The organism is Bariatricus sp. HCP28S3_A4, assembly GCF_052066395.1.
Classification (GTDB): Bacteria; Bacillota; Clostridia; order Lachnospirales; family Lachnospiraceae; genus Allocoprococcus.
Genome location: NZ_JBQHSE010000055.1, coordinates 1 through 7,741 on the forward strand (window position 1 = coordinate 1; position 7,741 = coordinate 7,741).

At 35.1% G+C, this 7,741-nt stretch carries 9 protein-coding genes; all 9 read left to right on the top strand.

Features of this window, described 5'->3' with window-relative positions; all coding sequences use genetic code 11:
- Positions 1 to 153 precede the first annotated feature (153 nt).
- The 9 genes from ACTNBF_RS15870 (at position 154) to ACTNBF_RS15910 (ending at position 7,633) form a co-directional block, all read left to right on the top strand.
- Positions 154 to 1,233 (top strand): DGQHR domain-containing protein, encoded by a 1,080-nt coding sequence (locus tag ACTNBF_RS15870; RefSeq protein WP_441089646.1) that lies wholly within the window; start codon positions 154 to 156, stop codon positions 1,231 to 1,233.
- Positions 1,234 to 1,695, top strand: a complete 462-nt coding sequence (locus ACTNBF_RS15875) for a very short patch repair endonuclease (RefSeq protein ID WP_441089647.1) — start codon at positions 1,234 to 1,236, stop codon at positions 1,693 to 1,695.
- Between the two features lie 40 nt (positions 1,696 to 1,735).
- Entirely contained in the window at positions 1,736 to 3,829 is a 2,094-nt protein-coding gene (locus ACTNBF_RS15880; protein WP_441089648.1) for an AAA family ATPase, read from the top strand.
- On the top strand, positions 3,811 to 5,763 hold the full coding sequence (locus ACTNBF_RS15885; protein ID WP_441089649.1) for a UvrD-helicase domain-containing protein: 1,953 nt from the start codon (positions 3,811 to 3,813) through the stop codon (positions 5,761 to 5,763). The genes ACTNBF_RS15880 and ACTNBF_RS15885 overlap by 19 nt, the downstream gene beginning before the upstream one ends.
- Before the next feature lie 114 nt (positions 5,764 to 5,877).
- Positions 5,878 to 6,108 carry a recombinase family protein gene (locus ACTNBF_RS15890; RefSeq protein WP_441089650.1) on the top strand — a complete coding sequence of 77 codons (231 nt, stop codon included), beginning with the start codon at positions 5,878 to 5,880 and terminating at the stop codon, positions 6,106 to 6,108.
- 90 nt (positions 6,109 to 6,198) lie between these two features.
- Positions 6,199 to 6,561, top strand: coding sequence for a hypothetical protein (locus ACTNBF_RS15895; protein ID WP_441089651.1), 363 nt, complete (start codon positions 6,199 to 6,201; stop codon positions 6,559 to 6,561).
- 109 nt (positions 6,562 to 6,670) lie between these two features.
- Positions 6,671 to 6,928 carry a hypothetical protein gene (locus ACTNBF_RS15900; protein ID WP_441089652.1) on the top strand — a complete coding sequence of 86 codons (258 nt, stop codon included), beginning with the start codon at positions 6,671 to 6,673 and terminating at the stop codon, positions 6,926 to 6,928.
- Between the two features lie 126 nt (positions 6,929 to 7,054).
- Entirely contained in the window at positions 7,055 to 7,270 is a 216-nt protein-coding gene (locus tag ACTNBF_RS15905) for a helix-turn-helix domain-containing protein (protein ID WP_441089653.1), read from the top strand.
- 57 nt (positions 7,271 to 7,327) lie between these two features.
- Positions 7,328 to 7,633, top strand: coding sequence for a hypothetical protein (locus ACTNBF_RS15910; RefSeq protein ID WP_441089654.1), 306 nt, complete (start codon positions 7,328 to 7,330; stop codon positions 7,631 to 7,633).
- The last annotated feature ends 108 nt before the right edge of the window (positions 7,634 to 7,741 follow it).

Here is a 7,741-nt window from a genome sequence, read left to right on the forward strand (position 1 = left end):
TTCTGGACAATTCCATTATATCAAAAGAGCGTTATTTATGCCCTTTTTATTGGCTGAAATATTGAATTTTCAAGGTACAGAACACCTTATCGGTGTGGGAAGTTTGAGTTACATATTTTTAAGAATGATAGGACTAAAATAAGGAGGATTGTGATGAAGAAAATCTATTTGCAAAAAATTATCCAGTATGGCACTGAGTGCTATATAGGTAAAATTGATCCAAGAAATCTTGTAAGAGTAGCGGAGAAAATTGAAATGAGCGCAGTACAAGATGCTCAAAGACCATTGAATGAGAAAAGGGTAAAGAGTATTGCCAACTACGTTGATGGAGATAAGGGGATATTGCCTAATACATTAACAATTGCTACAAAAGATCAGCGTTTTGAAGTTCATGAATGTGATGAAATGTCAGGTATTTATTATATTGAGTTCCCTGAAACAGATTCTGAATATTCAAAATATAATAGCGCAATTGATGTAATGGATGGACAGCACAGATTATATTCATTTAGGGACGATATTTGTACTTTACAGAATGCTACGCAGTATGAAATCGGATTTACTCTTTACATACTTCCTACTTTGGATGAAAGAAGGAGAATTTTCATTAGCTGTAATGAGAAGCAAGAAAAGGTTAGTGGAAATCTTTTAATGTGGTTTAGAAGTAAGCTTAATATGCTTTCAAATGATGAGAAGAAATATTATGGTTTGGTGACAAAACTTAGCAATGAATATCCTCTTGGTGGGCATATCATTATGAGCGCAGAAAAGATTAAGAATGGTGTAAAAGCCAGCGAAGTAATGAAAGCACTTGATAAAGCTAAAATTGAAAATATCTCAGTAGGAAATCAGAGATTATCAGATGATGATTTGTGTAAGCTTATATGTACTTACTTGTCAGCGTGGGAAAAGGTTGTCGGATTTACATTTACATCATCTATCCAGAAAGATGCTGGAGCAGCTGTGAAAATGGCGGGATTGAAATATATGCTTGTTCTGCTGCCAGAATTCTGGGCAAAGGCAATTTCTACTCAGACTAAGTTTGACAAAAAGTTTGCTGAGGATACAATAGCCAAATTTATAGCTTCTTTTGGAGTCACACAAGCAGAGTTTTTTACTTGTGATGATCATAAGTTGTATTTTAGAGAAAAGACAAATACTGATGCATTTGCTGAGGTTGGAAAAGTAAAACTGCAACAGATGGATAGTGGCAATTTCAATCCTTTAGGTTAGTTGGAGACAATATTTTATTGTGTCAGGCACCTAAAGTCTCAGGCACAGAGTATCCGTGCCAAAGATACAAAGATCGAAGTTCAACTGAGAAAAGCTCTTTGGCATAAAGGATACCGTTATAGAAAGAATTATAAAGGACTTCCTGGAAAACCTAACATAGTCCTTACCAAATACAAGATAGCTATTTTTTGTGATGGAGAGTTCTTCCATGGAAAAGAATGGGAGGCTCTTGAAGGTCGTTTGAAGAATGGTAAAAATGCAGAGTTTTGGATCGGTAAAATCAAACGGAACATGGAACGCGATGACGAAATCAATAAGAAGCTGAACTATTATGGCTGGACAGTTATTAGGTTCTGGGGTGATGATATTAAGAAAAATATTGATGAATGTGTTAGAACGATAGAAGAAACTATTTTTGACTTACAAACAGGTGATATTTCGTTGTCTGATACATTCGAATAGGATTTCCTTAAAAATGCACGACGCGAAATGGAGATAACATATGGAACTGACCAAAATAATCATTAATGATTACAGACAATTTTCTGATTTTGAAATTTGTCTTGAGTTAGAAAAGGACTTAACGATGATTGCTGGAGCAAATAACAGTGGTAAAACATCGTTGATTTCATTGATAAGAAAAATATTGAAAAATGAGACCTTAACATATAACTCGTTGGATGTACCTGCTTCCAGAAAGAAAGAATGGATATCAGAAGTATTAACGATATTCAAAAGTTTCTTTGCAGATTCAAATAATACTGTGGATATGGTTGAGGATAAAATAGTCAATCTCATACTGCCATTAGCTGGTATAGGCGGAAAAGAATTGAAAACTACAACGCTTCAGTTTATTGTCAGCTATAATCCACAGAACGACGATATAAAACTGTTTGCTGATTATATTATGGATTTAGATATGGATGAGCATTATTTCTATTTCTATGTAGATTTTCATATTCGACGTAATATGTTCTTAACCTATCTAATAGATAACTATGAGAAACTTAAAGTCAGATTTACAAGTCAGTCCGATGATCAATTGAAATTCAATTCATTAATGGATTGGTTAGTTGACATGTATGTGAAATCCTTAGAATGTAAATGCTACTTTTGCAATAAGGGGTTTGACATAAAGTGTCCGATGAATGATTTAGGAGCTCTCAGAAAATTATTCAACATTTCATTTATTCAGGCAAATAGGCCAATTGACGATAATGAAACGGATCATGCACATGGTTTAAACCACCAAATGATGAAAATGGTAAAAAATGAGCCATCATGGAAGGCATTGGTGACAGCACTTCCAGAGACAATACTTGATCGGAATCAGATTAATGATGTTAAAAATAAGGTTCAAACAACATCATTAGATACTTTACAGGATTCTATTCTTGCTCTTGAAAATACAAGTGGTGGACAACCGAGTAAGATCATGCTTGATTTAAATATCACAGATGAAAATGTACATTCGTTTATCGAAAGTACTATTTCTACTTCATATGAAGTAGGTGGACTACATCTGGGAGAAGCATCTCAAGGATTGGGATACAGTAACATGATCTATATGCATCTGCAATTAAAGGAATATGAGAAAGAACACTATGATCCTTTAAAGGTTAATCTATTTATAATTGAAGAACCAGAATCTCATATGCATCCACAGATGCAACAGGTGTTTGTGAAGTATCTGCTCACTATGTATAAAGACCAACCATTCCAAGGAATTGTAACAACACACTCTAATGAAATGGTTAGGATATCAGGACTTAATCACTTGCGTGTTATCAGAAAAACAGGTCCATTATCTAGTTCTTTGTATGATTTATCTACTATACTGTCTGAACAAGACGGAGACGAAGAATTAAATAATTTTTTTGATTGGTTTTTTGAGATAGGATACTCAGAAGTAGTTTTCGCAGATAAAGTGATTTTTTATGAAGGTGATACCGAAAGGTTATTCATCAGAAAGCTACTGTCTTTGGATAAATACAAAAAATTAGGCCAACAGTATATAGCGTATGTTCAAGTTGGTGGTGCGTATGCCCATAATTATCAAAAACTGATTAACTTGCTCGGAATCAAATCATTAATTATTACTGATATTGATTATGCTAAAGGATGCAAGAACTTATCAGCTGCAAAAAAATCTACCAGTACAAATGCTGCATTAAAACATTTTTATAAGCTCTCAACTGGGAACTCTCATTCACCTAAAATATCTGATCTATATGATTGGAAAAAAACAGGTGGTAATATCATCAGCGATTTAATATACGTAGCTTTTCAAACCAGTGATGATGCTTATGCTAGAACACTTGAAGAAGCAATGCTTGGCAAGTACTTTTCAATTAGTATAGCCACAAAAAAGAAACGTAGTGAATGGAAAAACATGAGGACTTTATCAGAACTCGATTTTTCTATACCAAATAACAGGAAACAAGGTGTAGAGTCTAATTTTACATTACGCGATATTTTGGCCTCGACATCAAACGGAAAAACAGATTTTATGTATTCTGTAATATTAAAAGGCCTTACTGAATCTATGGAACCAAAATACATTAGTGAGGGATTGAAATGGCTGATGGAATCTTAGATAATCTTCATTTGGTTAATGCTCCGGCAGGAAGCGGAAAAACTACTACTATACGAAGGATGGTCTCAGACTATCTTAGGAAAAAACCTGAGAATAATATTGTGTGCATCACCTATACGAATAGAGCTGCCGACGAATTAAAAAAAGGTATCGATAACCCTCAAGTATTTATCGGTACAATCCATTCTTTCTTAAACCATTTTTTATCACCCTTCTTTTCCATGAAAGAGGTGATTGATTTGTATTTCGAAGTGTATGAGTCTGTGATTTCTGAACGCATAGCAAACATATCACAGAAGAGCAATATCATTGCAAGCAATAATCGTTACATAGAAAAATTTGGGGAATTAACATTAGCTACAGTCAAATTAAACCTTGACAAAATATCATACGGAGAAACCCCATTCACCTCATATTATTACGGGATGCTTTCACATGATGATTTAATTAGTTTTTCAAGGTTGATGTTCGATCGTTTCCCTATAATAAGACGAAAATTAACTGACAAATATCAGTTAGCATTTATCGATGAATATCAAGATACTGCTTCATCCGTATTACAGATCTTTTTTGATGCATATGTAATGAAATCAGATTGTGCGTTATATTTGCTAGGCGATAGGATGCAGAGAATCTATGATACGTACGATGGTAACTTTGAAGAGAACTTCGCACAGATGAATAGTGACTTTAAATTGAGAGTTAATCACCGTTCGGCCAGGGCAATTATAGATATCCTAAATCGATTGTATAATGATGAAGAATATAATCAATTCCCAGAACCGACAGAGCGCTTTCATCCAGACTACCCTCCAGAGGTTATTATTACGACAGATGTGAATGCCTCGATTAAGAAAAAAATTGAGGCTTATCCAGATGCACTAATACTTCGATTGTTGAATAAAGATAGATTTTATGGTGCCTCTGCAATTGGGTTATTTAATGCTGTTTCTACGATTGAAAAGTATGGGTATGGAAAGAAGTATTCTGTTCTTGATGTAATGACTACACATGATAACACCAATCCAGATACACTATTTTCGTTGCTCTTCGTATTAAATACTTTGTATCAGTATTATATACAGTCTGAAATTGGTAGTATTGTTTCGTTTGTAAGAAACAACAAGTCTTATTTAAAAACAGAGTGGTGCATACTAAAGCAACATTCAGATAAAGAGACTGTACGTTCTTATTTAGACATTTTAAAAGCTCAACTTGAAACCGAACAAACTATTCGGTCTGTGCTCGTGAATCTTAATAATGCAAATATTCTTAATGAATCATACATTGAAGATGTTTTGTCTGATGTTATCTATGATGAGGTTTTGGAAATATCTATAGCTGAATTCAATGCTCTGGTCGATTATCTTAGTAATCCGCATGTATCTACGCAACATGGTGTAAAAGGCGAAAGCCATGATACGGTTGTTTTTGTTGCCGAAGATAGTAATAGTACTCCAGCTGTGAATATGTATAAATTTTATGAACTTTGGTCTACAAAAGACATCAAAGTTGATGATTTCGAAACTTTTGGATTTGCTTACAAGCGTCTTTTTGATAGTGTGATCGTACAGACGAAGAAGACGATGAGCGAAATGAAAAAGCCAGATTACGATAATAATGCAGATTTTATCAATGCAGCAATTAGGGAATTCAGTCAGAGTTATGCAGATAATATTTACTATAACGCCCTCCTGAAAAATGATTTTGACACATTCTTAACAAGAAGCAATATGTCCAATTTGAAAAAATGCTTGAGTTCCAATAAAGTACTAAAAGTAATTATTGCGTATAAATTATTTTATGTGGGTTGTTCTAGATCTAGAAGAAACTTAAGTGTTATTATTGATCAGACAAAAATATCTTCATTTGAACAACCGCTAAGAGAAAAACTTACGACAATAGGCTTTAATGTACGAGAAGAAAATATATAAGCAAGGCTGAAAGGGAAAATGACAAACAAAGAATATTACGACATAGTTAAAAAGAAAATTGAATTGCTAGATCTATATAGAAAAGTTTATTGTGTCAGGCACCTAAAGTCTCATATGCTTAAGAACAGGGCATATGTTGGTAATCTGGTGCAGGGAACCTTTGAATGCCAGAAAATCAGGAGCGATAAGCGGGTAACGGATTCGGAGAAGTGGATTATTACAGAAAATCATCATGAGCCGATTGTGGACAGGAAAATCTTTGATAAGGTACAGGCAAAATTTGGAAAGCGGATGCATTTCTGGAAGAAAAGAAATCAGCATATACTGGCTGGCAGATTGAAGTGAGGATGCTGCGGAAGGAATCTGAGACATAATGTTTCTGGGCATCATTACTACTAGTGGCCGGGATTGAATGTTTATCAGCTTGATGGATGTGTGAAACGTATAGAGGATTTTTATCTGGAAGAGGTTATTTTGTTCCAGCTTCAGCAGCATATTATGGAGCTGGGAGAGTCTGACCGGCTCATGCAGGAAGATAAGGAAAAGGCTGTTGAAGCGGTGGAGGTGTTAAAGAAAGAGTGCAGGGCTGCTGAAAAGGCTGTCGAGAATGCAAAGAAAAAGAGTGTATATACCGACCAGACAGAGCACACTGCACGGAGTTTCAGTGCATCCCTTCCGCTAGTTCAGTGCATGCTTTCCGGAAAGCAGAGCAATCCTTTGATCTGCTTGATTATGAAAGGTCATATCTCAAAAACTGTGTCAATGGAGCATTTATGCCGCCACAGGCCATGCCATTGACTCGGATTTTGAGATATGAAACACATATTGTCGTCGTGCTCTGTTCGCCGGAACGAATGCACTCCTTGACCGTGCAGTATGCACTGTATTATCGGTATTTACAAAGAGAATGGCAGAATTTGAAGCTTATGCTCTGGGGAAAAAGGAAAGCTATGATTTATCAACGGATCAGCTGGAACTGCTCAGGAAGAAGTATGAGGGACTTAGGGAACAGCTTTCGTTAGCTGAGGATAAGGTCATGGAGTTTAGTCGTGTGAAAGTATATGAGAGTTTTGCAGTGATGAAACTCACACCGGAACTGATGGATGAATATATTGAGAGTATTAAGATTCATCCAGGCAATGATGTCAGGGTAATATGGAAGTAAATATTGATTTATGGGGGCTTGCTGCTTAGGTGGTGAGCCTCTTTTTTGATTGAAAAAATGTCATAAATGATATACTATAAATTATACGAAAAAGATAACTGATAAATTCGATAGAGGGGTGTATTTATGGTCAAAAACAATATCGAAGTAGATGTAAAGGTAAAGTGTATAGAACAGGGAAAGACACAGGTGATGCTGGCAGAAGAAATTGACACCACGAAGGCCTATGTCAATCGCGTGATAAAGAAGCAGGACGGTGTGGTCAATAAGACTTTTGTGCAGATGATGGAAGCACTGGGGTATGATATTGAACTAACATATGTGAAGAAAATTGAGGAATAATTCGCGAAAATTACAAGTCTTGTAGAAGAAAAACATGGAAGAAGGAGAAAAGTGACAGTGGCTAAGAAAAAAGAAGAACTTAAAATACCAGCAAAGTCAATTGATTATATAGAGATTGTGGATGAGATGAGTGAGGCAGCGTTTTCATTCTGTGTATCATATCTGTACCCGTTGTACAATTACAGGGTACTTAAAGAAACAGATATCAGAAGAATTGATTTAAAAGAAAACCTTATGCGGATTAGTTCATTGATTCCAAATGAACTAAACAAAATGGGTGTGCTTAATTATTACCTTTTTGAATTGAACCTATATTTTGAGAATACATTGACTTGTAAAACGGGATCTAGAGCGGAAATGTGAAGTGCTATACTAACGTTGTAATAGTAGTGGCTAATAAGATATAATCAATCTATCAAAGAAAGAAGGAATTATTATGCCACAGACTTACACTCCAGAATTTAGAAAAAA

Excerpts from the sequence above, each read along its gene's own strand:
- ACTNBF_RS15890 (WP_441089650.1), top strand. The coding sequence starts at position 5,878 with ATGCTTAAGAACAGGGCATATGTTGGTAATCTGGTGCAGGGAACCTTT.
- ACTNBF_RS15905 (WP_441089653.1), top strand. The coding sequence starts at position 7,055 with ATGGTCAAAAACAATATCGAAGTAGATGTAAAGGTAAAGTGTATAGAA.
- ACTNBF_RS15900 (WP_441089652.1), top strand. The coding sequence starts at position 6,671 with ATGGCAGAATTTGAAGCTTATGCTCTGGGGAAAAAGGAAAGCTATGAT.
- ACTNBF_RS15885 (WP_441089649.1), top strand. The coding sequence starts at position 3,811 with ATGGCTGATGGAATCTTAGATAATCTTCATTTGGTTAATGCTCCGGCA.
- ACTNBF_RS15880 (WP_441089648.1), top strand. The coding sequence starts at position 1,736 with ATGGAACTGACCAAAATAATCATTAATGATTACAGACAATTTTCTGAT.
- ACTNBF_RS15870 (WP_441089646.1), top strand. The coding sequence starts at position 154 with ATGAAGAAAATCTATTTGCAAAAAATTATCCAGTATGGCACTGAGTGC.